This window comes from Arthrobacter sp. 10L424, from assembly GCF_056395325.1.
This window is the reverse complement of record NZ_JBFTJH010000003.1, coordinates 649,724-676,372: the sequence shown is the minus strand read 5'-3', so window position 1 is coordinate 676,372 and position 26,649 is coordinate 649,724. Positions and strand designations below refer to the sequence as shown.

At 64.7% G+C, this 26,649-nt stretch carries 22 protein-coding genes and 1 pseudogene; 13 read left to right on the top strand and 10 right to left on the bottom strand.

The window, feature by feature from the left end; genetic code table 11:
* Positions 1-12: 12 nt before the first annotated feature.
* Entirely contained in the window at positions 13-945 is a 933-nt protein-coding gene (locus tag AC1DC5_RS08710; RefSeq protein ID WP_441404295.1) for a LysR family transcriptional regulator, read from the bottom strand.
* Positions 946-1,118: 173 nt separating this feature from the next.
* On the opposite strand from AC1DC5_RS08710, the gene AC1DC5_RS08705 reads away from it, so the two are divergent.
* The 7 genes and pseudogenes from AC1DC5_RS08705 to nrdF form a co-directional block, all read left to right on the top strand.
* A complete protein-coding gene (locus tag AC1DC5_RS08705; RefSeq protein ID WP_476864864.1) occupies positions 1,119-2,531 on the top strand; it encodes an NAD(P)/FAD-dependent oxidoreductase in 1,413 nt (470 codons plus the stop codon).
* The gene (locus AC1DC5_RS08700; RefSeq protein ID WP_476864863.1) at positions 2,528-3,259 is read left to right on the top strand and encodes a DUF1365 domain-containing protein; all 732 of its coding nucleotides are present in this window, start codon (positions 2,528-2,530) and stop codon (positions 3,257-3,259) included. Before AC1DC5_RS08705 ends, AC1DC5_RS08700 begins: the two co-directional genes overlap by 4 nt.
* Positions 3,260-3,261: 2 nt before the next feature.
* Entirely contained in the window at positions 3,262-4,617 is a 1,356-nt protein-coding gene (locus AC1DC5_RS08695; RefSeq protein WP_476864997.1) for a class I SAM-dependent methyltransferase, read from the top strand.
* 537 nt (positions 4,618-5,154) lie between these two features.
* Positions 5,155-5,400 (top strand): glutaredoxin-like protein NrdH, encoded by a 246-nt coding sequence (nrdH, locus tag AC1DC5_RS08690; RefSeq protein ID WP_056429759.1) that lies wholly within the window; start codon positions 5,155-5,157, stop codon positions 5,398-5,400.
* Between the two features lie 38 nt (positions 5,401-5,438).
* On the top strand, positions 5,439-5,945 hold the full coding sequence (gene nrdI / locus AC1DC5_RS08685; protein WP_476864862.1) for a class Ib ribonucleoside-diphosphate reductase assembly flavoprotein NrdI: 507 nt from the start codon (positions 5,439-5,441) through the stop codon (positions 5,943-5,945).
* A gap of 77 nt (positions 5,946-6,022) precedes the next feature.
* Entirely contained in the window at positions 6,023-8,143 is a 2,121-nt protein-coding gene (nrdE, locus tag AC1DC5_RS08680; protein WP_441404334.1) for a class 1b ribonucleoside-diphosphate reductase subunit alpha, read from the top strand.
* A gap of 96 nt (positions 8,144-8,239) precedes the next feature.
* Positions 8,240-9,205 (top strand): annotated as a pseudogene (gene nrdF, locus AC1DC5_RS08675) (class 1b ribonucleoside-diphosphate reductase subunit beta); the annotation flags it as partial.
* A gap of 828 nt (positions 9,206-10,033) precedes the next feature.
* Here the strand turns inward: nrdF and AC1DC5_RS08670 are convergent.
* Positions 10,034-11,041 carry a hypothetical protein gene (locus AC1DC5_RS08670; protein WP_441404291.1) on the bottom strand — a complete coding sequence of 336 codons (1,008 nt, stop codon included), beginning with the start codon at positions 11,039-11,041 and terminating at the stop codon, positions 10,034-10,036.
* 947 nt (positions 11,042-11,988) lie between these two features.
* Between AC1DC5_RS08670 and AC1DC5_RS08665 the strand changes: the two genes are divergently transcribed.
* The gene (locus AC1DC5_RS08665) at positions 11,989-12,387 is read left to right on the top strand and encodes a DUF898 family protein (RefSeq protein ID WP_476864861.1); all 399 of its coding nucleotides are present in this window, start codon (positions 11,989-11,991) and stop codon (positions 12,385-12,387) included.
* Positions 12,388-12,901: 514 nt separating this feature from the next.
* Here AC1DC5_RS08665 and AC1DC5_RS08660 read toward each other — a convergent pair.
* Positions 12,902-14,413, bottom strand: a complete 1,512-nt coding sequence (locus AC1DC5_RS08660; protein WP_476864860.1) for a GMC family oxidoreductase — start codon at positions 14,411-14,413, stop codon at positions 12,902-12,904.
* A 289-nt stretch (positions 14,414-14,702) separates the two neighbouring features.
* Between AC1DC5_RS08660 and AC1DC5_RS08655 the strand changes: the two genes are divergently transcribed.
* On the top strand, positions 14,703-15,410 hold the full coding sequence (locus AC1DC5_RS08655) for a hypothetical protein (protein WP_476864859.1): 708 nt from the start codon (positions 14,703-14,705) through the stop codon (positions 15,408-15,410).
* A 691-nt stretch (positions 15,411-16,101) separates the two neighbouring features.
* Here AC1DC5_RS08655 and AC1DC5_RS08650 read toward each other — a convergent pair.
* From AC1DC5_RS08650 to AC1DC5_RS08630, 5 genes are all read right to left on the bottom strand, one after another.
* Entirely contained in the window at positions 16,102-16,467 is a 366-nt protein-coding gene (locus AC1DC5_RS08650; protein WP_441404287.1) for a hypothetical protein, read from the bottom strand.
* 748 nt (positions 16,468-17,215) lie between these two features.
* A complete protein-coding gene (locus tag AC1DC5_RS08645; RefSeq protein WP_441404285.1) occupies positions 17,216-17,359 on the bottom strand; it encodes a hypothetical protein in 144 nt (47 codons plus the stop codon).
* Between the two features lie 43 nt (positions 17,360-17,402).
* Complete coding sequence (locus AC1DC5_RS08640; RefSeq protein WP_441404284.1) at positions 17,403-18,176, bottom strand: hypothetical protein; 774 nt, start codon at positions 18,174-18,176, stop codon at positions 17,403-17,405.
* Between the two features lie 169 nt (positions 18,177-18,345).
* The gene (locus AC1DC5_RS08635; protein WP_441404283.1) at positions 18,346-19,368 is read right to left on the bottom strand and encodes an alpha/beta fold hydrolase; all 1,023 of its coding nucleotides are present in this window, start codon (positions 19,366-19,368) and stop codon (positions 18,346-18,348) included.
* Positions 19,365-20,777 carry a DJ-1/PfpI family protein gene (locus AC1DC5_RS08630; protein WP_476864858.1) on the bottom strand — a complete coding sequence of 471 codons (1,413 nt, stop codon included), beginning with the start codon at positions 20,775-20,777 and terminating at the stop codon, positions 19,365-19,367. Before AC1DC5_RS08630 ends, AC1DC5_RS08635 begins: the two co-directional genes overlap by 4 nt.
* Before the next feature lie 111 nt (positions 20,778-20,888).
* On the opposite strand from AC1DC5_RS08630, the gene AC1DC5_RS08625 reads away from it, so the two are divergent.
* Both AC1DC5_RS08625 and AC1DC5_RS08620 read left to right on the top strand, forming a co-directional pair.
* Positions 20,889-21,830, top strand: coding sequence for a GlxA family transcriptional regulator (locus AC1DC5_RS08625; protein ID WP_476864857.1), 942 nt, complete (start codon positions 20,889-20,891; stop codon positions 21,828-21,830).
* Between the two features lie 58 nt (positions 21,831-21,888).
* Positions 21,889-22,686, top strand: coding sequence for a dioxygenase family protein (locus AC1DC5_RS08620; RefSeq protein ID WP_476864856.1), 798 nt, complete (start codon positions 21,889-21,891; stop codon positions 22,684-22,686).
* A gap of 104 nt (positions 22,687-22,790) precedes the next feature.
* Here AC1DC5_RS08620 and AC1DC5_RS08615 read toward each other — a convergent pair whose 3' ends face one another.
* Positions 22,791-23,561, bottom strand: coding sequence for a hypothetical protein (locus tag AC1DC5_RS08615; RefSeq protein WP_476864855.1), 771 nt, complete (start codon positions 23,559-23,561; stop codon positions 22,791-22,793).
* 284 nt (positions 23,562-23,845) lie between these two features.
* Here AC1DC5_RS08615 and AC1DC5_RS08610 point away from each other — a divergent pair, with 284 nt between their 5' ends.
* Both AC1DC5_RS08610 and AC1DC5_RS08605 read left to right on the top strand, forming a co-directional pair.
* On the top strand, positions 23,846-24,463 hold the full coding sequence (locus AC1DC5_RS08610) for a hypothetical protein (RefSeq protein WP_476864854.1): 618 nt from the start codon (positions 23,846-23,848) through the stop codon (positions 24,461-24,463).
* 81 nt (positions 24,464-24,544) lie between these two features.
* Positions 24,545-24,889, top strand: a complete 345-nt coding sequence (locus AC1DC5_RS08605; RefSeq protein ID WP_476864853.1) for a hypothetical protein — start codon at positions 24,545-24,547, stop codon at positions 24,887-24,889.
* Positions 24,890-24,920: 31 nt separating this feature from the next.
* On the opposite strand, the gene AC1DC5_RS08600 is transcribed toward AC1DC5_RS08605, so the two are convergent.
* Positions 24,921-26,555, bottom strand: a complete 1,635-nt coding sequence (locus AC1DC5_RS08600; protein WP_476864852.1) for a PucR family transcriptional regulator — start codon at positions 26,553-26,555, stop codon at positions 24,921-24,923.
* Positions 26,556-26,649: the final 94 nt, after the last annotated feature.

The following is a 26,649-nucleotide window of genomic DNA, read 5'->3' as shown; positions in this document are numbered from 1 at the left end:
CCTCAGTCCGGGTCAGCCCTTGCGCGGGATGGCCTGCTTCAGGGTGGAGGAGTTGAACGTGTCGGCCAGCAGCTCGACGAACAGCTGGACCTGAGCGGTCTGCTTCTCGTTGATCAGCAGGGCAAAGACGTTGCGGGCCAGCCGGATCTCCGGAACGTCCAGCACCACCACCCCGGCCGGGCGGTGCAGCAGGGCCAGCTCCGGAACCAGCGCCGCGCCCAGCCCGGCCGCGGCCATCTCGAGGCTCGCATGGAAGTCATCGCTGTACGCGACCACGCGCGGGTGCAGGTTGCAGCTGGCGAAGAGCCGCTCAATCACGGTGGCGTCGGACGTGCCGGGGTGGTGCACAATCCACGGCATGTCGGACAGGTGATCCGCCGCGACCTTGGACTCCGTGCCGATGCCCCAGGCCGCGGGCAGCACCACCCGGAAGTCGTCGTCGCCGATCCACTGCCGGTTCACGGTGTGCGGCCACGCGAGGCCGGACTGCCCCACCTGGTACACCAGAGCGACGTCGAGCTCGCCGCCGGCGCGCAGGCCCTGGATGGTCTGGGCGGGCTCCGCCACGGATACCCGCAGGTCGATGCCGAGCTTCTTCCAGGCCGGGTTTTCCAGGAGCCGCGGCAGCACATACGTGGCCAGGCTGGGGAAGATGCCCAGACGGAGTTCCTGCCGGGCGGGATCCCCGGTGCGGGAGGCTGCCGCCATGAGGGTCTCGATGTCCGTGAGGACCTTGGCCGCATGCCGGGTCATGACCAGGGCCGCTTCGGTCGGGTGGATGCTGCGCGCCGAGCGCTGGAACAGCTCGACGCCGGTGTCGCGTTCCAGCGCCGACATCTGCTGGGATACCGCCGACGCCGTGTAGCCGAGCCGGGTTGCGGCCGCCGCGAAGGATCCCAGCCGGGTCACTTCGACAAGGGTCCGCAGGTGGACGGGATTGATCAAAGTGCTGCCCTTCGCAGGTTCCGGTGAGGCGGGACCACAATCCCGCTTCATTCTGGCACATTGGTGGGAAGCAGAATGTTGGAAAGTCGCACTCATCCGTCGGCCCCTCGGCGACGAATTGCCCATAGACGATTCACCAGGACGATTCAGGCGAAGCCAACAGGAGCAGATCAGTGTCAGATGCAGCAGGGATTCCCCAGGGCCGGCGAGTAGCCGTGATTGGCAGCGGCGTGGCGGGACTCACCGCCGCCTACGTCCTGAACCGGCAGGACACCGTCACCCTCTTCGAAGCCGATTCCCGGCTCGGCGGCCACGCCCACACCCACGACGTGCCACAGGACGGCGGCCCGGTGCTGGGGATCGACACCGGCTTCATCGTCCACAACGAGCGGACTTACCCCACACTGCTGAGGCTCTTCGCCGAGCTGGGCATCGAAACCCAGGACTCGGAAATGAGCATGTCCGTCCGCTGCGACGGCTGCGGCCTGGAGTACGCCGGCGCCCGGGCCAAGGGCCGCGGCATCCTGCCCCGTCCCTCCACCGTGCTGCGCGGCCGCTACCTGCTGATGCTGCTCGAGGTGATGCGCTTCTACCGCAGGGCCCGCGCGCTGCTCGCCGAAGCGGCGCCCGCCGGGAAAAACCCGTCCGGGGAACCGGAACTGACCCTGGGGGAGTTCCTGGCCCGGGAGAAGTTCAGCAGCTACTTCATCTCACACTTCATGACCCCGGTGGTGAGCGCGGTCTGGTCCTGCGACCCCACCACGGCGCTGGCCTACCCGGCGCGCTACCTTTTCACCTTCCTGGGCCACCACGGCCTCCTCGGCGTCTCGGGCTCGCCGCAGTGGCGCACCGTCACCGGCGGCTCGCGCACGTATGTGGACAAGCTCGCCGCCACGCTGCCGGACGTCCGCCTCTCCAGCCCAGTCACCGGAGTGCGCCGCCACACGCACGGCGTCGAGCTGACGGTCGGGGAAGGGAACAGCGGCGTCCGCACCGAAAACTTCGACGCCGTCGTGATCGCCACCCACCCCGCCCAGGCACTGGGCATGCTCACCGACGCCTCGGACGCCGAGCGGGACGCTCTCGGCGGGATGCCGTACTCGGTCAACCACACCGTCTTCCACCGCGACGCCGCCGTGCTGCCGTCCAGCGACAACGCCAAGGCGTCCTGGAACTACCGCCTGCCCGCCTGCGACGCCCGGCCGGACAAGGTCCTGGTCAGCTACGACATGACGCGGCTGCAGCGGCTGGCCCCCGCGGACATGGGGCGCTACATCGTCAGCCTGGGCGAATCCGAGCTGATCGACGACGACACTGTGATCGAACGCATGGTCTACGAACACCCGCAGTACACTCCCGAATCCCTGAAGGCCCAGCAGCAGATCCTCGCGCTCGGCGACGGCCGGCTGGCCTTCGCCGGCGCCTACCACGGCTGGGGTTTCCACGAGGACGGCGCGCTCTCCGGCGTCAAGGCTGCCGAGCGGCTCGGACGTTCCTGGAACGGCCCCGCCGTCGACCTTAACGAGGAGTACCGCGCCGTCGCCGTCGACCCCGACCTGCAGACCGTCTCCGCGGAGGGCTCATGAGTACCACGGCCGCCATCTACCGCACGTCCATCGCGCACGTGCGGCGCACCCCGCTCAAGAACGCGTTCACATACCGCAGCTACAGCTGGTACGTCGACGTCGACCGGCTGCCCGCGGTGCCCCGCCTGCTCCGGCCGCTCGCCGGCTTCAGCGTGGCGGACCATCTGGGCGACCCGGACGGGACCCTGCGCGGAAACGTTGAGGCGTTCCTGGCCACCCGGGGGATAACGCTCGACGGCGGCAGGATCACCATGCTGGCCAGCGCCCGGGTGTTCGGCCACGTCTTCAACCCGCTGAGCCTGTTCTGGTGCCACGACGCCGCCGGGGAGCTGCGCTGCGTCCTCGCCGAAGTCCACAACACGTACGGCGAACGGCACTGCTACCTCCTCGAAACGGACGACGCCGGCCGGGCCAGCGTGCCCAAGGCGTTCTACGTCTCGCCGTTCAACGACGTCGAGGGCGAGTACCGGATGAAACTCCCGGAACCCGGCGAACGGCTCGCCGTCTCGATCGTCCTCGAGCGCGAGGGGCAGCGGCCCTTCGTTGCCAGCATGGACGGCGAACGGCACGACGCCACCGTGCGGAACATCCTCGCCGCGGCGCTTGCGGTCCCGCTGGCACCCCTGCGCGTCTCAGCCCAGATCCGCTGGCAGGGAATTAAGCTTTGGGCACGTCGGCTGCCCATCATCAAACGACCACACCATCCCTCACAGGAGGCAGTTCAGTGACAATGACCGAAGCGACCGGATCGGGCGCGGCGCGCCGGACGAACGAGGCCGCAGCCCCCTACACCGTCCCGCAGCCGCCCGCCGTCGTCGACGCCGCTATCTGGCCCAGCATCGCCACGGTCCCGTCCGGCCTGAAAACAGCCGTGGCCGGCCGCGTTGCCGAGGCCATCTTCAAAGCAGCCGTCCGCCGGCTTCCGCTCGAAGTCCGCTACCCCGACGGCACCGTCCTCGGCAAGGCTGCCGTGCCCGGCCGCACGTACCCCGTCATGACCATGAACCGTCCCGAGGCCTTCGCCGCGCGGCTCGGCGACGGCGGCCTGATCGGCCTGGGCGAGTCCTACATGGCCGGAGACTGGGACGCCGACAACCTCACCGCCGTGATGGAGGTCTTCGCCGCCCGCGTCGGGACCCTGGTGCCCGAGCCGCTGCAGAAACTGCGGGCGCTCTACCTGCCGCGCCAGCCGCGGAAGGAACGCAACACCGAGCAGAACACCCGCTCCAACATCTCCCGCCACTACGACCTCTCGAACGAGCTCTTCGGCACGTTCCTGGACCAGACCATGACGTACTCCAGTGCGCTGTTCCCCGAATCCGGCGCGGCGCTGAAGACCGTGGCCTGGGACGGCTTCGCCGCCGCGCAGCAGGCCAAGATCGACCGGCTGCTGGACAAGGCCGGCGTCGGACAGGGGACCCGGGTGCTGGAAATCGGCACCGGCTGGGGCGAGCTCGCCCTCCGGGCCGCCCAGCGCGGCGCCACCGTCTACTCCGTCACCCTCTCCAGCGAGCAGCAGGAACTGGCCCGCAAACGTGTCGCCGACGCCGGCTACACCGACGCCGTCACTATCGAGCTCAAGGACTACCGCGCCGTCGAAGGCGAGTACGACGCCGTCGTCTCCGTTGAGATGATCGAGGCCGTGGGCTTCGAGTACTGGGCCACCTACTTCCAGACGATCGAACGGGTCCTGGCCCCCGGCGGGAAGGTCGCCATCCAGGCCATCACCATCGCGCACGACCGGCTGCTGGCCACCCGTTCCAGCTACACCTGGGTGCACAAGTACATCTTCCCGGGCGGCGTCATCCCCTCCGTGCGGGCCATCGAGGACATCACGGAGAAGCAGACCGGTCTCCGTGTCCGCGAACGCCTCGCCATGGGGGAGCACTACGCCCAGACGCTGCGGCTCTGGGAGGAACGCTTTATGGCCCGCTCCGCCGACGTCCAGGGACTGGGCTTCGACGAGATCTTCCAGCGCATGTGGCTGTTCTACCTCTGCTACTCCCGCGCTGGCTTCGAGACCGGCTACCTCGACGTGCAGCAGATCGTGCTGGACCGCCGGACGGCGGGCGAGGCGGCCGGCTGAGCGTCGCTGTAAGACTCCTCACGCAGTGGAAGGCGGGCACCCCCGGGGGTGCCCGCCTTTTTCGTGTTCCCGGACACTACATACGGTGTTTAACCGCACCGCGGGCAACTGCGCGCCGCACCGCGACACGCCGTCTCCCACGCGACACGCAGGGCAGTTAATTGTGCAAAGGTACTCCACAGCCTGTGGATTTCGTCCGGCAAAATGGCGGAAACACGGACATTTTGAGGCACCCTGCCTGTGGACTGGCGGTGCATTAAATGACATACTTGTAATACATCATCTTGGGGTCCACATCGGGCTCTTGCACTACATGTAGTATCGACATACAGTTCCAGAGCAGCAGTTAGAGACGCAGTTCAGGAGCAGCAGTGCCCGCCACGTGCGGCCAGTAACGGATAAGGATTCCTGTCCCGGACCGGCCCGCCCGGACAACCGGCACCAAAGACGCAGCAGAGACTCAGCTCAACAGCATCAGCTCCGACGCAGCACACATTTTGCAGTACCAAAGACTTCAACAAAAAGGGGACAGGGACCATGACCGTTACGGTTTACACGAAGCCGGCCTGTGTTCAGTGCAACGCGACATACCGCGCGCTGGACAAGAAGGGCATCACCTACCAGAGCGTCGACATCTCGCAGGATGCGGATGCCCTCGAGCGCCTGAAGGCCCTCGGCTACATGCAGGCTCCGGTCGTCGTCACGGACCAGGACCACTGGTCCGGTTTCCGCCCCGACAAGATCGAAGAACTGGCCCAGGCTTCCGCCGTCGCGGTGGCCTGAAACGCTTCGAACGAAGACAGTCAGATGAGGTGACTCCCATGGCACTGGCAACCGCCGGTACGACGCCGGCAGCAGACGCAGCGCCGCTGGCGGACGATGGCAGGAACCCGGACGCAGTCCGGACCACCGGCAGCCACCTCGTCTACTTCTCCTCCACCTCCGAGAACACTGCACGCTTCATCAGGAAGCTGGGCATCGACGCCGCCCGGATACCCCTCCACTCGAGGGAACCCGCGCTCGTGGCCACCGAGCCCTACGTGCTGGTGCTTCCCACCTACGGAGGCACCGGGGGAGAGGGATCCGTTCCAAAGCAGGTCATCCGCTTCCTGAACGATCCACGCAACCGGCAACAGCTCCGGGGAGTGATCGGGGCGGGCAACACGAATTTCGGGGACAACTACTGCATGGCCGGCGACATCATCGCCGCTAAATGCCGGGTACCCCACCTATATCGATTCGAACTCATGGGGACGCCGGAAGACGTCAGCCGAGTACAACAAGGATTGGAAGAATTTTGGACACGACTGTCGAAGACACCGAAGTGACCGAGGGTTCCCCCCTCGGCTCCGCCGAGAAGACCAGCGCCGTCGAGAAGCACACCGTCCCCGGTGAGAAGCCGGCCATGCCGGCCGCCTACCAGGGCCTGGGCTACCACGAGCTCAACGCCATGCTGAACCTCTACGGCCCGAACGGGGAGATCCAGTTCGAGGCGGACCGCGAGGCGGCGCACCAGTACTTCCTGCAGCACGTGAACAACAACACCGTGTTCTTCCACGACCTCGAGGAAAAGCTCGACTACCTCGTCAAGAACGAGTACTACGAGCGCGAAACCCTCGACCAGTACACGATGAACTTCATCCGCGAGCTCTACAACCGCGCGTACAAGAAGAAGTTCCGCTTCGAGACCTTCCTGGGCGCCTTCAAGTTCTACACGTCCTACACGCTGAAGACGTTCGACGGAAAGCGCTTCCTGGAGCGCTACGAGGACCGCGTCTGCATGGTGGCCCTGCACCTGGCCCGCGGCGACGAAAAGCTTGCCACCGCGATGGTCGACGAGATCATCGAAGGCCGCTTCCAGCCGGCCACCCCCACGTTCCTGAACGCCGGCAAGAAGCAGCGCGGCGAGCTGGTCTCCTGCTTCCTGCTCCGCATCGAAGACAACATGGAGTCGATCGGCCGGTCCATCAACTCGGCGCTGCAGCTGTCGAAGCGCGGCGGCGGAGTGGCGTTCGCGCTGACCAACATCCGCGAGGTCGGCGCGCCGATCAAGCAGATCGAGAACCAGTCCTCCGGCGTCATCCCCGTGATGAAGCTCCTCGAGGACAGCTTCTCCTACGCGAACCAGCTCGGTGCCCGCCAGGGTGCCGGCGCGGTGTACCTGCACGCGCACCACCCGGACATCTACCGCTTCCTGGACACCAAGCGCGAGAACGCGGACGAGAAGATCCGCATCAAGACCCTCTCCCTCGGCGTCGTCATCCCGGACATCACCTTCGAGCTGGCCAAGAAGGACGAGGACATGTATCTGTTCTCGCCGTACGACGTCGAAAAGGTCTACGGCATGCCGTTCTCCGACGTCTCGGTCACCGAGAAGTACTACGAGATGGTGGACGATTCCCGGATCAAGAAGACCAAGATCAAGGCGCGCGAGTTCTTCCAGACCCTCGCCGAGATCCAGTTCGAATCCGGCTACCCGTACATCATGTTCGAGGACACCGTGAACCGGGAAAACCCGATCGACGGCAAGATCATCATGTCCAACCTGTGCTCCGAGATCCTCCAGGTCTCCCAGCCCACGACGTACCACGATGATCTGTCCTACGACCAGACCGGCAAGGACATCTCCTGCAACCTGGGTTCGCTGAACATCGCGAAGGCCATGGATTCGCCGGACTTCGGCCTGACCATCGAGACGGCCATCCGCGCGCTCTCGGCGGTCTCGGACATGTCCAACATCACCTCGGTGCCCTCGATCGCCCGCGGCAACGACCAGAGCCACGCGATCGGCCTGGGCCAGATGAACCTGCACGGCTACCTGGCCCGCGAGCGGGTCCACTACGGCTCCGAAGAGGGCCTGGACTTCACGAACATCTACTTCTACTCGGTGGTGTTCCATGCCGTCCGCGCCTCCAACCTGCTGGCCATCCAGACCGGGCAGACCTTCGGCGGCTTCGAGAAGTCCAAGTACGCCTCGGGCGAGTTCTTCGACAAGTACACGAACCGGGAATGGGTCCCGCAGACCGCCAAGGTCGCCGAGCTGTTCAAGAACATCCACATTCCGACGCAGGCCGACTGGCAGGAGCTGAAGGCTTCCGTCATGGAGCACGGCATCTACAACCAGAACCTGCAGGCTGTTCCGCCGACCGGCTCGATCAGCTACATCAACAACTCCACCTCCTCGATCCACCCGGTGGCGTCCAAGATCGAGATCCGCAAGGAAGGCAAGCTGGGCCGCGTGTACTACCCGGCGCCGTACCTGACGAACGACAACCTGGAGTACTACCAGGATGCGTACGAGATCGGCTACGAGAAGGTCATCGACACGTATGCCGCCGCGACGCAGCACGTGGACCAGGGCCTGTCCCTGACGCTGTTCTTCAAGGACACTGCCACCACGCGCGACATCAACAAGGCGCAGATCTACGCCTGGAAGAAGGGCATCAAGACCATCTACTACATCCGTCTCCGCCAGCTCGCGCTGGAAGGGACCGAGGTGGACGGCTGCGTCAGCTGCATGCTGTAACCGATATCGGTTGATTTTGCTTCAGTACGACGGCGGGCGCCCGCCCGCCGTCGTACGCTTTAACTAGAGAACCAACCCAACTTTTTAGGGGATGACATGACCGAAAAGGTCAAGCTGCTTAGCCACGTTGAAGCCATTAACTGGAACCGCATCCAGGACGACAAGGACGTTGACGTCTGGAACCGCCTGGTCAATAACTTCTGGCTGCCGGAGAAGATTCCGCTGTCCAACGACGTTCAGTCCTGGGCAACGCTGACCCCGGACGAGCAGCAGCTCACCATGCGCGTGTTCACGGGCTTGACCTTGCTGGACACCATCCAGGGCACCGTCGGCGCCGTCTCGCTGATCCCGGACGCGCTCACTCCGCATGAAGAGGCTGTCTACACGAACATCGCCTTCATGGAATCCGTGCACGCCAAGAGCTACTCCTCCATCTTCTCCACGCTGGCTTCCACCAAGGAGATCGACGAGGCATTCCGCTGGTCCACCGAGAACGTGAACCTGCAGAAGAAGGCCCAGATCGTCATGGACTACTACCAGGGCGACGATCCCCTGAAGCGCAAGGTGGCCTCCACGCTGCTGGAGAGCTTCCTGTTCTATTCCGGCTTCTACCTGCCGATGTACTGGTCCTCACGGGCCAAGCTGACGAACACGGCCGACCTGATCCGCCTGATCATCCGCGATGAGGCCGTCCACGGCTACTACATCGGCTACAAGTTCCAGAAGGGCCTGGAGGGCCTGTCCGAGGAGCGTAAGCAGGAAATCAAGGACTACACCTTCGAGCTGCTCTTTGAGCTGTACGAGAACGAGGTCCAGTACACGCACGACCTCTACGACTCCGTCGGCCTGGCCGAGGACGTCAAGAAGTTCCTGCACTACAACGCCAACAAGGCGCTGATGAACCTGGGCTACGAGGCCATGTTCCCGGCCTCTGTCACCGACGTGAACCCGGCCATCCTGTCGGCCCTGTCGCCCAACGCGGACGAGAACCACGACTTCTTCTCGGGTTCGGGTTCGTCTTATGTGATTGGCAAGGCTGTCAATACTGAGGAGGCCAACTACTGTGATCGAGGCCGACCGAATTGCGTTTGTGAAGGCCGTCCAGATCGTCAAGCATGCGCCCCCCGAGAAGCCCCGGAGCAGAGACGCTGGGGCTTCCCGACTGGGCCAGGGCAGAGACCGGGGGATCGAACGCCTGCAGCGCGTCGGTGGCCCAGGCCGGTCCGCGGGCAGTGAGTTTCGCCCATGGACCTGCCAACGGATGGTCTTCGCTGAAAGAGGTCATCGGGCAGTCCGGGTCCGGCATCGCCAGACGCGTTTGGCCCACAGGAACCGAACGGGCCGGCCGAAACGGGTAATGTCATGGAGCCGGGCCTGGCGGCGGCCGCGGCCGATCGCTACGACACCGCAGTCCGGACAACCTGCGAGTTCCTCGCCAATTTCAACGCCCGGAACCAGGCCAGTCCCGGTTGCCGAGACGGAATGGACGTGGACACCCTCGATACCCAGCAACGCATCTGCACGCGTGCACCAGCAACCATAGGAGCAAGACATAAAGTTTTTTATGTCAGGGTCGCTTTTTGGTTGCTTGGTCGCTACCAATTCAAAGAGTCCCTGAGAACCCGTTCCTGCCGCATCACGCCGCCAGCACGGAATACCCACGCGACAGCGCCATCCTCAGACCCGGCATCTACGCTTATCTGCGAAGGCCCACTATTCTTCGTGTTCCCTAGAGCCCTCTAACCACCTCTTGAGGAATCATCAAAGCATCTCATTCGTCCAATGATTTTCTGCGACTTTTCGTCAAGTTCAGCACTGCGAAAGGTGGCACCGTAACGATCCTGATCGTCTGGTCAGGATCTACAACTCCACCTGTCCACATCTTGACAATCAAGATCCGTCACAATGTGGCACAAAGACAGCAGATGCAATCACGCCTTGATCCACGGGGCTGTGATATCGGCCAGTCATGAAGCTCCCGTCAGGTGCGATCACCTTCGGCTTGAAGCACATGTCCAACCGCACACCATCAGTTCTCACCAGTTCAAACATGAATTCACTGGTGTCCTGGCTCCCGGTCTTAAGATCCAGCTGCTCGCGCGAGGTCCTATCAACGACTCCGGTGACTGAAGCCCTCAGCATCCCCAAAGTGTCTGGTTCTAGCAGTGGTTTTAGACTCGTGAAGGCGGGCACCTGAGGGGCGTCATTCTCCGGGTCCTTAGTCGACCGCGAGTCCACATCAAATCCTGTAACAGCCATCGTCACCGCGGTCGCCCCACAACTCGGTTGAGCGAGCATATAGGTTTCAATTCGACCAGTGACCAGTTGTGCAACCTGGCCTTGGCCGATGTATTTTAGTTGTTGGTTGGCCCGATAACACGCTTTGCCGGCCTTATCCTTGAGGATGAAGTCGACAGTGACCGTTTCCCAATCGTAAGAACTGGTGTTCGTTACCGAACCGGTCACACGATTCGCGCCTGACGTGTACGTAATGAGCTCTACATCGCTGAGTACGTATTCCTTGGCAGACGGCGCGTGGAGATCGGATGGCGAACCAGCAGTCGAGACACCAAAACCAATCATGCTGAATAGCAGCGGAAATAGCACCGAAATTTTGAAGAGCGACAACACGAACGACCCAAGCGTCACTAACATCCCAGTTCTCGTCATCCAGGTAATTCCGAATACCGATTTTCGTGCCCCGACGTGCAGAGCAGTCACAACAGCCAACAGCAAGAAGAGAAGGATGCTGTCGGTGGGAAGCAACATGCCCATCGCCACGTCCCCCGCGCTTTGCTGCTTCACCAACTCCGCGTCATCGTAAGAGAGCCCGGCCGAATAACCGAAAACTTCGGAGACCCCGAAAGCCGTATAGATCGCATAAACAGCAATCAACATGCTGACAAGTCCAACACTCAACCACGACCAACGCCGACGAGAGCTATGAAGCGATTGATTTGGCTGTGGTGGATGTGGCACCCTCGTTTGTTGGCGCTGGGGTTCGAAGTAAACCAATGTCTCTGCTCTCAATGAAGTCCAAAAAAACTTAGGCATCTTTGCCATCTCTCCGGGGACGGCCAGTAGCGGATTGGCGGCTGTTTACGCTGAATGCACTACTCGGCGGTCAAAACGGCGTCTCGCCAGATGAGACGCCGTCGCCCGAGCCTCTATGTTACCCACGAGTTCGTCAACGAATGGGGCTGCCCCGGGTTTGCTTGACTGCTGAATCGTGAGGATTTGTTTCTTGCAGCAAGGATGTTCACATGCGGAAGCCTTTCTCGCGGGACTAACTCATTATTACCGGGGTATCCGGCGTTTTCATGTGGTAGTTCTCAGGTGCCGGGAATCGGTTGCTGAAAGTGATGGCGAAGGCGTTCAAAGCGGGCTTCCAACGAGCGGGCCATCGTGGACAAGGGGCCCCGAAAGGCGCTCCGGTCACGGGAGGAAATTGCACGGAAAGGCCCCTGAGGCAGCTCCGGCGTAATCACATGTCGAGCTGAGTTTTAGTACAGGCCTCGGCCGGGAAAACCGGGAACGATGGCGGAACAGGGAACCCCTTACCAGTGACGGGCCAGCCCCGCACTGACCCCCGCGGTCAAGGCCGCAACGTTCTTCCCGTCGCCGAGTTGCGGCTAGAGGATCCGGACTGTTTATAAGAGCCGCCCGACGTTAGAAAGCACACTGGAGACAGTCTGGCTGTCTTTGCTCCGAGAGGTCTCCACGACTCCACCAACAGAAAAATTCTGGGCCAGGGGGTGTTAATAAGGGGGAGTCAGTGGCGCCTGGTTCCTTTGGGGTCTATATAGTTCGACTGTTCGCTTTCGCACTATCAATTGGGGGATTTTATGAGCATCAAAAACGAGCAAGTTTTACCTTACGGGGCGATGCCTGCCGCAGGCCTCGGAACCATCGTTCCCACCGGCGCCGGAACCGTTCCCGGGGTACAGATCTACCAATTCCGCGGCGGAGCCGCATCCTGGTTCGGCACCCAGATCCTAGGAGCCCTGATCATGATCTGCACCCTTGGGATCTGCTACCCGTTTGCCATTGTCCTGATCGAACGGTGGAGGGCCAAGAACACCTATCTCCACGGCCGGCAGCTTCGGTTTATCGGCACGGGGTGGGGCATCTTCGGCCTGTGGATCAAGTGGCTGCTGCTGAGCATCATCACGGTGGGCATCTATACCTTCTGGGTCTACCCGCGGATGATGCAGTGGAAGGTTGAGAACACCGTTCACGCGTAGGCGGAATGGCCCTGCGCACTCTGGCGTGCGGGGCTCTCTACTTTCGGTGGTACGGTCGTGCCGTTACCACCGAAGTGCGCCCGAGCTTGAATGCCGACACCTACGAGGGCGGTGGCCCTGCGCCGCCGTTCTTCCGAGCCCATCGGCCAGCTACGTGAAGGCAACCCCGCCGCCGCCGGGATAGTGCCAGAGCCGCCCTTCGAAATCGAGAGCATCCGGGGCGAACCTGGCGGCTATGACTTCGAGATCGGTCTGGGGGACTGGGGGACGACATCGCCCACGAACAGTCGGCCGACGTCGATCGGCTTGTCCGCGAGCTATCCCGTGAGGACGGCATCCACGAGGTCCACCGGGAGAACCGGGAACTGATCCTGGTGCGGGCGCCATCGTGGAGCATCGACGCGCTCCATGAGTGGGTCACACAGCGCATCTGATGGTCGGCTGCGCAGAACAACCGGCTTCCCGACGGCAGGCCGAGACCATGCCGACCAATGTGGCACACCTCCTACGTTCCTCAGCGTCCCGCCCCGACCCAGCGACGCCGGGCCGCGATGTGCTCGGCGGCCATGATCGTGGGGATGTTGGTGTTGGCCGACAGCGGTTCAGGAAGGATCGAGGCGTCAACCACCGAGAGGCCCGGCACTCCGTACACCCGTCCCGACGTGTCGACCACGGCGCCGGCCCGGGGGTCCATTCCCATCGCACAGGTGCCCACGGGGTGGTGGTAGGTCGTGGCCGTGGCCTTGATCCAGGCGCGAACGGCGACGGCGTCAGTGACCAGGTCCTGCCGGGGTGCGAGCCGGGAACCCCGGGTGATCCGGGTCAGCTGAGGGCGGGACACGGCGGCGTCCGCGAGCTGCAGGCCTTCCACCAATCGGTCGATGTCCACCGGATTGCGGAAGTACCCGAGGTCGATGGCCGGTGCGGCGTTCGGGTCGAGTGTGTGGAGCCGCACCTCACCGCGCGACGCCGGCTTCAGCAACGCTGCGGCGAGCATGCAGTGGTACCCGTCCTCGAGCCGGTACGGTCCGCATACCATCAGCTGGAGATCCGGGGGATCCGCAGCGGATCCCCGGCTGCTCCGGGCTGTCGCCATCACCTGGAAGAGCGGAGGGTCGCCCAGCGGTTGGAGACAGGGCAGGTCGATCGCCACCCAGGGGTGGTCGGCGAGATTCGATCCGACACCGGGCAGGTCCATCGTGACGGGCCCGCCCAATGCGGCTACGTCCGCGGCGGGGCCGATGCCGGACCGGATGAGCAGCGCGGGCGAGTGGTAGGCGCCAGCGCAGACAATCACCTCATCCGCCGCGATGATCTCGCCGTCGGAGGTCCGGACGCCTATCGCACGCCCGTGACCCATCACGACGTCGGCGATCGGACAGGCCGCGCGGATCGTCAGGTTGGGCCGGGAGCGGACGGGATCCAGATAGGCCCGCGCGGTGCTGACCCGGACGTCTTGCACACAGTTGACTGGCAGCGCCGAGAGGCCCACGGCCCCCGGGGCGTTGTGGTCTGGAATTCGCGGGATGCCCACGTCCGCGATGGCGTCCTCCATGGCGAGCGTGAGCTGGGACCGTTCGTCCCCCCGGTAGCGGCGGATCGGCACCGGGCCGTCGTCCCCGTGATAGGGCGACGAACCGAAGTCCAGGTCATGCTCAAGGCGGAGGAAAGACGGCAGCACGTCCGCGAACGTCCATCCCGGCAAGGCCCAGCCGTCGTAATCGGCCGGATGGCCGCGCAGGGCGAAGGTAGCATTGACGGCTGACGAGCCCCCGGTCACCCGCCCTTGTGGAAGGTCCAAGGCAGGTCCGCCGGCGACGCCCGTTCCATGAAGCCCCCAGTCGTGCGAAGCCGTGCTGGTGCCATGGATGCCGTCCGCGAGGTCGGCCGGAAGCGTCTCCGCCGGATAGTCCGGCCCCGCTTCGAACAGCACCACCTCGCGGTCCGGGTCCTCGCTGAGCCGCGAAGCCAACACGCAGCCTGCACTGCCCGCACCCACCACGGCCACGTCAATCCGGCTCTTCATCTCTTGCCCTCGCTTCCGATTCCAGTCTCGGACGGCAGCCGGGATATTTCCAGATCGAATTCGAACCGGCCCAGAGAGGTCTCCGGGCTGCGATCAACGCCGACGGCGCGGATGCCACCCGGATCCAGCCTCAATGACCGTAAGGAGGCCAGGTGCAGATCAACAGGTCTTCGATCGGCGCGGGTCTCTGCCCGGGAACATGCGTAGACAGCCGAGCGGCGGGAGAGCGGCCGGCGTCCTTTCCCCGGCTATGCTGGGGCCAAGTAGCCATTTGGGTGGGGGGACCTCAATGACAGATCTGCAGCACGCAGAGACAGCCGAACGCACAACGGAGTGGTCCCGGCGCTGCCGGCGGATGAACGTGGCCTATGTGATCACCGTCATTGTCGTCCAACTGCCGTTGGCTGCTGGGCTCTTCCTGGTCAGCTTCTGGCTCCTGAACGTCTGCGGGCCGCTCCTACGGGGCGACGTCGCCTTCGGCCATCCGGCCTACGGGTATTTGCAGGGCTCGAAGGACCTCCTAGCCATTGCTCTTGGTGGACTGACCGCAATACTGGTCCTCACATCTGTCCTGCTGCATCGCTGGTGGAAACGCTCGGCAGCAGCGTTGGGGCCAATGCCGGCGGAACTGCGTCCGAAGACCTTCAAGGCCTGGAACCGGCAGAGGCGAATGATGCGGGGGAGCCACCTCGCGGGTGCGGCATCACTCCTGTGGTTATCCGCGCTGCTGGTGACCAGCATTGTCTCCGGAGTGCAGGAGTTCGAAGCGTGGTTGGCCCGGGGCGGATCCGCCTACGACGATCCAGGCTACGACGAAGCGCACGCCCTGCTGGATTTGTCCGTTGTCCAGGGCTGTGCCGGTGGCATTGCCCTGATACTCCTTAGTGTTTCCATGTGGCGCAGTTACGGACGGGCCCAACAGTGGCTGGGCCCGCAGCCGGACCGGGTCGCAATCCGCGAGCTGGAGGACGGCACGGCGCCCTGGAGGAGCGACTAAGTGATTGGGTCCGTCGAAGGAAACATCGTTGCGGTGCGACGGCGACGCCGGATCAGCGGACGTTTCGCGGGCCTGGCTGTCATCGCCGGTGTCATAGCTTTGGCAGATCCAAGCAGCCACTCGAGCTACGTCCTCGTGCAAAACCTGAATCCGTATTTCATCGGCGCATTTTCCATCGCTGCGGCTGTTACTGCGGGGGCGTTCTCGTCGGGCCGGCTCAGCGAACGGTGGGCGGGGGGCATTTTACGCGGCTGCGTGGCAGTGGGCTTGCCGCATCCTCCCACCGACCGGGTGTCCGGTCACCGCGCTAAGGCCGAGTCTTATCCCACCGACAAGAAGGAGAGGCGCGGGCGCCGGGTGAGTCGGTGAGCGGATCTTCGCAGGCGGTACATTCCTTGCGCCGCTCAACCGTGCTTTCAGCGATCAGCCCCAGCCCGTCCGGGTATGCGCCAGGCCGGGTGGTACAGCGTGCCGGCATACGTCACGTAAACCAGTCCGGGCTCGAGCCGGGGGGATGCGGTGCACCCTCAACCGGCTCGGATGGACCTTGATGATCGGGCCAAGGTCCTGGGCGTCCTTGTGCGCCTGGCGGGCGTACCCACCCGGGACTTCGGACGATGCGGCGGCGGGGTGCGGTACCGCCGGTGCAGTTCGCGGATGTTGCCGGAAGAAACCGGGTCCTACAGGACCATCATTCGACGGTGATTTCTATGCCGGCGACCGCGCCCGTCCATGCGCCGCCGTCCGGGTGAAGTCGGATCAGATGCGCACTTACGGACCCTTCATTAAGGTGGACGACCTGCGATTGGGTTCCCTTGCAATCCAGCTGAAATTCCGTGTGTTCGATGCCTCCGACAATTTGCTGGGAGAGCCAGACGAGGGCTCGGGGAGCACCCACGCACGCGACCGTCACAGTGTGCGGGCCGGCGGTTGTCACCGTCGCGGACTTGCTGAATCCCACGCCGGTTCCGTCGGCCGGGCCGGAGACGGCCAGCAGCACCGGTTTGGCCGCGCCCGCCAGACGCTGCTCCAGCTCAGCATAGTTGCGCGTTTCCACCGCCAGTATGTCCGCCCCCTTCGAAGGCAAGATTGCCGCCGGCCGGACACTTGAGCTGGCTTCCGTTGGCGGCGGATTGCCCTCGTCCTCATAGGCGCACCCGGCCAGGGCAACGGCGGCTATCACACCAACGAGCACTAGAACACCGCGGACTATTCTCGTTCCCCCAGGACCAGCCATGGGCTGAGTCTACGTTCAGCCCACCGGTTGGCAAGCCATCCGCTCCGGTCGGGCCTGGTGGTGAACGTGATCCACCCCCACGAGCGGCGGGTCTCGCAAAAGCTAGGCTATTAAACACCGCCCTGCCCAGCCCCGCCGCTCCGCGAGGACAAGCGTAGGATCCTGAGTCATGTGAGGAGTCGGGGGCCTGTTCGCCGTGGCAGCGTTTCTGCTGGTGATGACAGGATGCGCGGAGAACTTTTCGGAGGATCAGAAGGTGCAGCTGCGGTCCGCCACCAGCCCGTACCAGCAAGAACCGCTTGCCGACCTCCGCGTCTCGGAGCAGGAGTATAGGGCGGCGGTATCCGAGGCCCACCGCTGCGTGGCGGCAAGCGGCGCCGTCCCTGACCCGGTGACCCAGGTGGACGACAGCCACCTGGGTTTCGGGTTCGCCGTTACCGCTCCCGACGAAGCTGCCGGGGCCAGAATCACTGACAAAGCACACCGCTGCCAGTCGGACTACATGGACGTCGTGGCGCGAATCTGGGGGTCCCAGCGGCAGCGCCTCACGGAGCAGTTGCCGCGCGAATCAGGCGGCGTGGGCCAGATACGCGATCGGGTGCTGCTGGAGCTCGGTCGGGTGGGTGCGGACGAGGGCGTCGATGGCCTGGAAATGGGTGTCGCCGTGCTGCTTGACGATGGTGAACCGGCCGAACGGCGAAATTGTCTTCAAAGCGCTGGGTGAGCGACTAGATGGGATTCCGTAGTCAGGTGGCCTACCTCTGGGGCACTCCGGCGGCGGCTTCGGCTACAGACAGCGCCGTGCCGAACGCCGCCACGGCGGACTGGTAGTTCGCCGTGTTGCCTTCTGACTTCGCCTGTTCGGCCCTCCGCCTCGCCCTGATCATGGCCGCGGTGGCGGGGAAAGCAGTATCGGACATCGCCGGAAAATCGAACTGCAATTTCGGGTCCACCTCGTAGGCCAGCCACCGGCTGTCGAGAAGTTTGTGCCGGGCGGCAATTGAGCTGAAGGCCTGAGCGTCAATCAACGATACGCCGCTCAGGCTTCCGGGGGTCACGCCAGCGGCCTCCTCGGATTTCCGGGCGGCCTCTTGTTGACGCTGAAGTGCTTGTTCGGTCCCCAGCCCTCCGGAGCCCTTGAGCCGGTGCTTGAGAACCATGTTGTTCTCGTAGACCCGGACTTCCTCCGGGGTCATGCTGTCGAGCTCCGTAGCGCTTCGACTGACCACATCGGCAGGGCCCCTCCGGCTGGCGATGCTGCTGTCCGGGACGGGGAAGAGGTACTTGCCGCCCAGGAAGCCCCCGAGCAAAACACCCAAGACAGCCCAATCCGGCAGGTCTGCTGAGCCTGTCGACCCGGCAACAAAAAAGGCGCTCAGGTTGGTTATGCCCTGGCCTGTGGTGAAGGTCAGGCGGGTCTTTCCAAGGCGTCTGACCTTGCGGTGTCTGCTGCGCTGTTGGAAGTGAAATGAACGGGCTTTTGCGATCCAATCGCGTGCTCGGTTCACCAGTTGCGGGCTTTCAGTCATGATGACGAGGTTACCGGTCACCTCAGACACTCGACGGACGTCGTCCCTCGGCCTGTCTCCGGTCGAGGTGACACGGGAAGGGCTTTGCAGGAACCCGCAGGCTGGCCCAGCCGGCGTCGTTACCTTTGGGGCCGTGCCGCAGGCGGTCCGCCCGCGGCACCGGCTTCCATCACCCGGGAACCTGGCTGAGGAAGGCCGTGATTTGCTGCGCCATGGCCGGTGCCTGCGTCCAGTGGAGGTAGTGTCCGCCCGGGAGCACAACCACCGCATGCTGCCTGACGTTCTGTAGGCGCTCCTCGTGCACAGCGAGGTTCGGCGGGGATTCCTTGTCGCCGGCCAGGAATGTCAGGACGGGCAGATCGTCCGGGTAGCGGAGTCCCTGCACCTTGTGGGCATTCTCCGCGATCCGGTTTGTCTCGTCGGCGACGGCGGGATTGCCGTAGTTCCAGCTGGTCATCCGGCGCATCTGCTCACGTTCGGCCGCCGAGTATGCGTCGCCGTCCGGTTCGACCAGCGCGGGGGCAAGGGTGCTGGCCCAACGGACGATTCCCGTGGTGGAGAGCAGGCGGCCCCAGTTGACGCCGTCCGGAGCGGCCCCGGCGTCCGCATGACCGGCACCGACAGCGGGGACTGTGGGATCTATGCCGACGACGGCCGACACTTCCGTCCGGTACTTGTTGGCGTAGAAGAGGGTGTAGAAACCAGCGATGGAATGACCTGCGAGGATGTACGGTCCGCCGACGTGCACTTTCGACAGGGCTTCATGCAGTTCTGAGGTGATGTTCTCGACAGTCCGTTCCCTGGGGGACAGGTCGCTGTACCCGTAGCCGAATCCCTCGACGACCACCACGTCGTAACCGCCCAGCTCCCGGATAAGCGGCGCGAAGTCGAGGGCCGGTGCCGCAGTGCCCAGCCCGCTCAACAGCACGATGGTTTTGCCGGTGCCGGAGGTTCCCGCGCCCGGTTCGCCGGGTCCGCGGCCGACGGCGGTGCGGTAAACGTTCAGCGCTCCGTGGCTGACCTGCACCCTTTCCCCGTAGGGTGCGGTCGAGGAACGCTCGGCGTGTTCGATCACCAGGTTGGCCGTGGTGGACGCGGCAACCAGCCCGGCCAGGGTGGCCAGGACGACACAGAGGTTCCGGATTCTGCGTGATTTTCGGCTGGGGGAGGAGGCAGGGGCGGTGATGGTCATGACATTCCACTTTCAGGGCTGAACGTACGGTGGGGTGCGGGTGTTTTTGTGGTCGCCGTTTTGCGCCCGGCGGAGCGGATCAGTCCGGGGAGCGCGCCGATGCCGACCGCGGCCACCACCGCCAGAGCGCACAACCACAGGGAGCGGGTGTCCGTCGCGTCGGTGTGCAGCCGGAGCCCGGCCGTGGGGTAGTCAATAAATTTGGCCGTCGAAGCAGCCGCAGCGCTGCCCGCATGCCGGGACAACTCTTCGAGGGCCGCATCGAAGGCCGTGCCCTGGCGCGAACTTTGCGGCAGGGCGGTTGTGCCGAGGGACCATTTCGCTGCCCAGGCGGTGAGCCGCGCGTCGTCGGCGGCGGTGCCTGGCAGGATCAACCGGTCCATCGCCGGCCCGTCAGTGGACGGAAGCGTCGTGAGCAGGACCATGCCGTGTTTGGTGGTGATGGACCGTGTGGCGGCAACAGCGACCGTTCGCGCGGCACCGGAGACGGCGTACACCTCGAAGGGCGCGACGGCGTCGATCTCGCCGATTCCGTCGGTCAGGCCGATGCCGACGGTGGGCCGGAACCAGGGGAGGGCGGCGTTGAGCGCGACGGGCGCGTCGCTGGCGCTGAAAGCCTGTTCGGGGATGGCCGTGCTGCCCGACGGTGACCAGCCCGGATAACCGACCTCCGCGCCGACCCGCGCAGCTTCCGCCGGCCCGGCGAGGTCGTGGATCAGCTGCAGTGCCCCGGGGATGCCGGAAGTCACGCCAGCCGTCGTCGTAATTCGGCCGTCCTGGACGAAGCGCTGGCCGCCCACCCACTGCACGCCCGGCCGACTCTTTTTCAGGGAACCGATCCGTGACCAGTGCGAGGTGGCGCGGTGCCCGTCGAGCACCCCGGTCTCGGCGAGCAGCACTGACCCGGCGCAGATCCCCAGGATATTGATGCCCCGGGCAGATTGCTGAGCGATCCAGGATCTTGTAGCGGCTTCGCTGTCCCCGGACGGGTTCTCGACGGCGGGCACCACCAGGAGGTCCGGCGCGGACGCCGCACCGCTGTCCACCTCGGAGAAGGTGCTGGCGGGCATGACGGCGGGACCTCCCACCAGCTGGACGGGCAGCCTGGTTTCGGCAACTGTCGATACAGTGAATTTGGGTGACCGGGCGAAAACCTCATACGGGGCCAGCACATCGGCCGCCTCGGTCCCGCTTCGACCCAAAACGAAGGCAACGTGGATCGTCCCGGCGGCCGGGTGTAGGACGCTGGCAGCAGCCTCGACGGGACCGGCCGCCGGAGCGTCCAGACCGTTGTCGTGCCTGATCACCGCGGTGCCGGCCAGCAGGACGGAGGCGAGGGTCGCGCCCGCGAGCGAGACGGCCAAGGCGGCGCGCCCCAGCCGGTGCAGTGCCTTTGAATATTTGTTCATAGGTCAACGCTGGCAGCTTTGGCCCGACCGTGAGAGTGGTAAAAACGCCTACGTTGAAAAGAATCCTGCTTTCGGAGCTGCCGGAGCCGGCCACGTGGGTACAGTATCTGCATGCATCATGTCGTTGCGCTGGCGCTGCCCGGGGTCGTTGCCTTCGACCTCGCCATTCCTGCGCAGGTCTTCGGCCACCAGGACGAACGGAAACGCTATTCGTTCCGGATCTGCGCGGCAGAGCCCGGCATGATTGCCACGACATCGGGATTCTCCATCTACGCGCAAGAGGGACTCGACGCATTGGCTACTGCCGACACGATCGTGGTGCCGGGGTTCGAACCCCTCAGCGACCCTCCTGAACTTGTGTGCGACGCGCTTCGTCGGGCGGCCGCCGGCGGGGCCAGGGTGGTCTCGGTGTGCACAGGTGCTTTTGCCCTGGCAGCTGCGGGGCTCCTGGATGGTAAACGGGCAACCACCCACTGGAGGAATGCGCAGCAGCTCCAGACCCTGCACCCTGCGGTGACCGTTGATCCGGAAGTCCTCTACGTCGACGACGGCGCCATCAGCACCAGCGCCGGCGTGGCCGCCGGCATCGACCTGTGCCTTCACCTGGTCCGCAAAGACTATGGAACAGAAGCTGCCAACCGCATCGCCCGGCGCATGGTGGTTGCGCCCCATCGCGAGGGCGGCCAGGCCCAGTTTATTGAACGTCCGGTTGCTGTGCCGCTGGCCCAATTCGGCTCAACATGCACCTGGGCCCGGCAGCATCTTGCGGAGCCGCTTTCTGTGGGGGACATGGCCGCCCACGCCGGATGGGCGCCGAGCACGTTCGCCCGAAGATTCCTCGCCGAAGCCGGGACGACGCCGCTGCGCTGGCTTACCGGCCAGCGGATCGCCGAGGCGTGCCGGCTGCTGGAAACGACCGATCTGACCATGGAAGCGGTCGCAGCCAGGAGTGGGCTGGGAACAACGGCTAACTTCAGGCTGCACTTCATGCGTGAACTCAACACGACACCGTCCAGTTACCGGCGCCTCTACCGGGGCCGTACACGTCCTTAGGACGCAGCCGAGGTTCTAGACACTTGAACCTTCAAGTAAAACGGAGTACGATGAGGTCATGACATCGACGCTCGAACGCCCTCCGGTTCTCTTCCTCAGCCATGGTGCGCCGCCGTTGGCCGACGACGCCACCTGGACCCGCGAACTCAACGAATGGTCCGGCACCTTCGACAAGCCCAAAGACATCCTGATGGTGTCCGCCCACTGGGAAAACGCCCCGGTCACGCTCAGCGCCACCGGACGCAACCCGGGACTGGTCCACGACTTCGGCGGCTTCCCCCAGAAGTACTACGACGTCACCTACGACGCCCCGCAGGCCCCCGGGCTGGCCGCCGAGGTGGAGAAGCTCGTGGCCGGCCACGGCCACCACGTTGAGCGCGACGAGTACCGCGGCCTGGACCACGGCGCCTACGTCCCGCTCAAGGAGATGTTCCCGGACGCGGATGTACCGGTGGTGCAAATGTCCATGCCCACCCTTGATCCGCAGGGTCTGTTCGATCTGGGCAAGTCGCTGGCGCCGCTGCGCGACCGCGGCACGCTGATCGTCGGGTCGGGGTTCACCACGCACAATCTGCGCTGGTTTAACCCAGCCGGCGGACCCGACAGCACGCCGCCGTCGGTCTCCCGTGAGTTCGATCAATGGGCCGAGGAGGCGATGGCGCGCGGCGACGTCGACTCGATCCTGGACTTCCTGCATAAGGCCCCGGCGGCCCGCGAGGCCCACCCCCGCAGCGAACACTGGGCCCCGCTGTATGTCGCGCTCGGTGCGGCTTACGAGTCCGGCGACCTGCACGCCAAAACCGCGATTGACGGGTTCTGGTTCGGCCTGTCGAAGCGTTCCTGGACGCTGACGTAAGCTGCGGCGGCGGGCAGCGAGTCACCCGGCAGCGCAAACGCGAAAGCCCTGCACCCGGTTGGGTTCAGGGCGTTTCGCATCCGCCGCGGGTTGTCCAGCCAGGCTCAGGCGTATTTCAGGCTCAGCAGCAGGGCCTTGATCTGGGCGTACTGATCGGTCGCCATCCATGCTTTGGCCGCGCCGTGGTTCGGGAAGCCGGGGTCGTTGAAATGAACGCGGGTGAAAAGGCCGCCGTTCGCCGTGGGGATCAGGTTGCACCAGGACGAGACGCCCTCTCCTTCCTTCAGCGACCGGGGATCGGTGAGTCCCATGAAATACGCCTCGCCGTTCGCATAGTTTTCCGCAACGAATCCGAAGCTGGGTTCCGTGCCGTTCGGGGCCTTCATTCCCGGAACCGACGCCTGGTCCAAGACCTGGCGCGACACGGGGCCGCCCGCGCACCCGGCGGTGACGCCGTTGGCCAGGGTCAGGAGTTCGTTTCCCGCGGCGTCAGCGACGATCGCTTCAACGCCGGGAAGCCCGGCTGGAGGGAGGCCGGCCGGCGGCTGTACCGTCCGCACCGTCCACTTCTCCGGATAGGCGAACGAGATGTGCCCGTCGGGGAAGGTGAAGGTCTTCAGCCCGGGAGTCACATGCTTCTGCGGTGAGGCGGGAACCTTCGACGCCGGCACCGCACCGGTGGCGGGGGCCTCCGGCGCCGCGGTGGACGTCGATGCGACGGTCAGCGTTGCCGTGCGGTCGGCCGTGCTACTCACGGCAGGGTTCGAGGCGGCGGCAGGAGTGCCTGTCTGCGGCGCGCAGCCGGCAAGGGCCAGGCTGACGGCAAACCCCGCCATGGTGACGGTTGCGGCGAAGGCGGTGCGCTTGGATTTCATTGTGTAACCCCCATGTTCTTTGACGGCGGGCTGGTCGTCCCGCTCACTGACTAGGTTTCCCGGGCATGGCCCGGCATTACAGTCGGGGCGGAAGTTCTGCCCGCAACGCCAGCTTGGACCCGGTCAGGGACGTTGCCTGCGGCCGAGGACTCTTCCGCGGGCATGGCGCAGCTGATAGACCGATAGTGCTTCATGAAGTATCCGGGCGAAGGGGAGGAACGATGACGCTCCGCGCGGCGAAACGGTCCGCACGGGCCGGAGCGGCTGCTGGGGCGGTTGGTTTGGTGACCGCCTACGTGGCCTTTGTGCGGCCTCGCCTGCTGCGTGCCGGCGCCACCGCAGGCGAAGCCGCCGGGCCCTATCCGGGGGACGGGCTTATCCCGGGCGGTACCCGGAGCGCCACCATGGCGGTGACGATTGATGCGCCCCGCTCGCGCGTGTGGCCCTGGCTGGTGCAGATGGGGACCGACCGGGGCGGGTGGTACAGCTGGGACCGGCTGGATAACTTCGGGCGCAGCAGCACTAGGTCTATTCGCCCCGAGTGGCAGGACCTCGCTGTTGGCGACCATTTGGCGGGCACGCCGGACGGAAGCCAGTGGTGGGAGGTCGCGGCACTGGATCCGGAGCGGTTCCTGGGCCTGCGCATGTCGCTTGATCTGCGGGGCCGCCCGTTCGATCCCGTGGGGGAGCGGCCTCGTTATTTCACCGACTCGCTGTGGGGATTCGAGCTGAAGGACGCGGCAGGCGTACGCACCCGGTTGGTCGTCAGCGGGTACTGGTCATTCCGGCCGAAATGGCTGCAGCCTGTTCTGAGTATTGCGTTGCTGGAGCCCTCGCACTGGGTCATGCAGACCCGGCAGTTTGCGAACCTCAAACGCCGGACCGAGTCAGGAAGCGCCTGAGTGGCTGCGGAATCTTCCGCCCCCAACGCCATATGCTGTGACCGCAACCATCGCCAGCAGCACGGAATACCAGGGGGACCAATGTCGACCAGCCAGTACGGACCGCAATACGCTTATCGGAACCAGGACCAGCAACCAGTGACCATGGGTCAGCTGCGCTGGTACATGGAGGGCATGCGGCACGCCCGGCTGGCCACAGTGTTTGGCATCCTGTCGATCTTCAGCCTGGGGGTCCTGTTCGGGCCGTTGGCGATCATCCGGTCAAAGAAGGCTGAAGCCTACGGAGTGCCTGCGCCCGAGGGGCGGGTGCTGGGTTGGGTGGGGATTGGCTTGTTCGTCCTGTGGGTGGTCTTCTTCATCTTCTATATGGCCCTGATCTTCACGATCATCGGGAGCCTCCCGGAGTCGGGCAGGATGTCCGCGTAGCGGGAACCGGCGAGATACTCGGCCCGGGTCGCTAGGCTGTGAGGTCCATGGTTGTCAGGCGCAGCCAGAGCCAGAGCCGTCTCTGCGAGTCGTCCAGATCGATCTCAAAATCCTTGGCAAGGCGTCCGACGCGGTAGCGGACGGTGTTGTTGTGCACGTGGAGCCGCTCCGCCATCGCGGAGATACTCCCGTTCGATTCCAGGTACGCCCGCAGGGTTTCCAGATAGTCGGTCTGCTGTTCGGCGTCGTGGGCCTGGATTCTGGTGATGTCGTCGACGTCGGAGAGCCCGGCGTCGGCGATGAACTCCCCGATCTTCAGGAGATTCAGCGGGACCCGGTAGTCCTCGAAGAGCACCGCGGACGCGGCTGATTGCCCGCCGCCGGAACCCGGTCTGGCTGGGTGCCGGAGCAGATAGTGCAATGTATCCAGCGCTTCAGATCTGGACCGTGGCAGGTCCTCAACGCCAAGGGCGATACCGCCAACGGCGGCGATGAGCGGGTAGGAGCTGATCGTGTGGGCGTACGCGCCGATCTCCTGGACTACGCGCCGATGCACGGCCCGGGGACTGGATCCTTCGCAGGGCAGCAGGGCGTAGACGACCGAGCCGATGAGGGCACTGTGGCCGGTGTTGAACTGGATGTTGCAGACTGTCGTCACCAGATGAAGCAGCCGTCGGATTTCCCGCACGGTTTCAAGACTCCCGGTTTCGGGGCGGACGATCGAAAACGCCGCGACGGCGAGCCCATGGGCTGCATCGAGTCCCAGCTGGGCCGCGGCAAATGAGGCATGGGCGGTGTCGTCCATGAGCGTGCGGATCAAGTCCCCGTTCCGGCGTTCGCCGAAGTCGGACGCCGAGCGGGCATGGAGCATGTGGAGCCCGGCCAGGGGAGCCATCCGGTCGAGTGCTTCCAGTGCGGCCCCACGCTTTTCTTCGCCCGGGTCAATGACCCAGATCGAGCCGAGCAGTTCGCCGCCGGCTCTGACCGCGAGGGCCAGCCGTGCCATCTCCTCGCCTGCCGCGGGGATGAGGACCGCGCTCGCGGATCCGTAGACGATTTTGAAATCCGTATCGAAGGCGGGCGGCTTGATCTCTTGCAGGGAGAGCGTCGTGACGCGGCGCAGTTCATCGACGGGCTGGCCCGGCAGCGTGGAGTATCCGAGCACCCGACCCAGCGGATCGACGATGCTCGTGGCGCCGCTGGTGATGGACGCCGCAGCGTTCGCGAAGGCGTAGAGGTCACCGAGCCGGACCCCTGAAACCGAATCTGCGGCCGCCCCCGTTACGGAGGCCCTGGCCAGTGCGACCAGGCGCGTCCAATCCATGCTGTCCGGTGCCACCAGGACTGCCAGGCTGTGGCGGACGGCGGCGGATCGGAGCTGCTCCAGGGACGCCCCGTGGGCCTTGACTATGACTGCCGCCGCGTTGCTGTTCGAGGCCCGGTGGAGCAACTGGTCAAAATCTGCGGAACCGCAGGTCAGGCCCACCGCCAGGATGATGCGGTCATCGGCACTGGTCCACTCGTCCAGCGGGTCGTACATGAGGACGTCAGAGACGGGGTGGGCGAGGTTCTCCGGCGTGGAATTTGCCTGCACCAGATCGGCTTGCATCAGCTCGAGGCAGTCCGAGAGCCGTACGACGGCCCGCTGTAGATCGGCCTCTCCCAAGCTTTGATTCTGGATATCCATACATGGAAGTTATCACAAGCTCACTGTCACTCTTTTGGTGAAATTCACATATAGACGATGAGAGATCTACGTC